This is a genomic window from Ideonella oryzae (genome assembly GCF_024055665.1).
GTDB classification, from domain to species: Bacteria; Pseudomonadota; Gammaproteobacteria; order Burkholderiales; family Burkholderiaceae_C; genus Ideonella; species Ideonella oryzae.
This window is the reverse complement of record NZ_JAMXMC010000030.1, coordinates 1-1,401: the sequence shown is the minus strand read 5'-3', so window position 1 is coordinate 1,401 and position 1,401 is coordinate 1. Positions and strand designations below refer to the sequence as shown.

At 57.0% G+C, this 1,401-nt stretch carries 2 protein-coding genes; both read left to right on the top strand.

What is annotated here, in order from left to right:
- Nucleotides 1-144: 144 nt before the first annotated feature.
- On the top strand, nucleotides 145-666 hold the full coding sequence (locus M0L44_RS21950; RefSeq protein ID WP_252772316.1) for a hypothetical protein: 522 nt from the start codon (nucleotides 145-147) through the stop codon (nucleotides 664-666).
- 269 nt (nucleotides 667-935) lie between these two features.
- Nucleotides 936-1,211 carry a hypothetical protein gene (locus M0L44_RS21945; RefSeq protein WP_252772315.1) on the top strand — a complete coding sequence of 92 codons (276 nt, stop codon included), beginning with the start codon at nucleotides 936-938 and terminating at the stop codon, nucleotides 1,209-1,211.
- The last annotated feature ends 190 nt before the right edge of the window (nucleotides 1,212-1,401 follow it).

Here is a 1,401-nt window from a genome sequence, read left to right as displayed (position 1 = left end):
GATGGCCATGGGCTTCCCCTTCGGAGTGAATGGATGAGATTCGCAACCCCATCGTGGCACTCGTTGCCGTTTGCCGCTTCGCGGCTCGCTCGGGACGGGGAAGTCCCTTTCATTCGTTAGGCCTCAACAGAGCACCGCACTGCCATGCCCGTTACTGAGTTGCCAGGGCTACCCGGCGAACCACCATACCCGGTACAGATCGCATTGCCGGGCATCAGCACGTTCCGCGAGGGTTACGTACTCAAGTTCGAACCGAAAGGTGGCGACACCTGGGTAGGAAACTTTCAAAGAGGCGCGAATTACTTCTGCGCCTACCTCGAACTACATACAGATCGCGTGGCCGTGGTGGCCGGAGGTCAGGGCTACGTCGTTGATGCAACCCGCCAGGTCTACCAACACACCTTTGGAGGAGACGTCATGTACCTCCTCGGAATTGATGGAACTGGCGAGTTCCTCTCGGTCAGCAATATCGACATAGAGCGTCACAGCTCAACTCATCGAAGTTGGCGAAGCGAAAGAATCGCCTGGGACGGCATCGGCCACGTTAGCCTTGAAGGCTGTGAGATCCTTGGGCACGCTCGTCACTTCGATGACTCGTGGCACAACTTCCGAGTCAATCTACTTACTGGGCAACACACCGGCGGAGCTTACCCGGGTGAGGCCTAACCATTCATTCCAGCGGACTGCCTTCGGCAGCCGCTGAATTCAAACGTTGAGGTTGTAGCAAAACCCTCTGGAGTGCTGATTGGATGTTGCGTTGAAAAATCGACCGCTCAGATCGACCCAGGATCGCCGGTCGGCGGCAGGGCAAGGGGTGAAAGACCCCCGAATTTCGGGTGGTTCTTGATGAACGGACTTTTTCTACAACCTCGTTAGGCCTCATGCTGTGACGTTGCACCGGACTCTCGCAAGCTAGCCCCAGAACCCAAGCATTGATGCCTGAACGCACCTTCAGTGGCCAGTACGTCCACAAGTACTCTGGGCTCACGCTCTCCTATGTCTGCCACTATCACTTCACCACGCTGGGTATCGTTTACGTAGCGCGCGCGGGCTTCGGGGATGGCCGAACCGCGACGATCACTCATGGGGTAAAGGTGTGGGGCCTCCGAGCCATCCCCCCGCGCAGGAAGGTTGAACAATCAATCCACGAAACGATCGACATCATCGACATCGACAAGCTCAGGACTGCGATAGAAGAAGGGGAAGACTAGCTGCAAGACAGTGGAGCGCTGATGGCCGACACTCCTTTGTCACGGCGAGAAATGAGGCCTAACCCTTCTACAGGGACTTCCCCCTCGGTCAAGCAGAACCCGGCTGTTTTCTCCTTCCCAAGCGGTATTTGAGATTCCCGGTGAATCGTCGGCCTGACAGGTGCTGCTGAGGACACCACGAGAGACAGAC

Excerpts from the sequence above, each read along its gene's own strand:
- M0L44_RS21950 (WP_252772316.1), top strand. The coding sequence starts at position 145 with ATGCCCGTTACTGAGTTGCCAGGGCTACCCGGCGAACCACCATACCCG.
- M0L44_RS21945 (WP_252772315.1), top strand. The coding sequence starts at position 936 with ATGCCTGAACGCACCTTCAGTGGCCAGTACGTCCACAAGTACTCTGGG.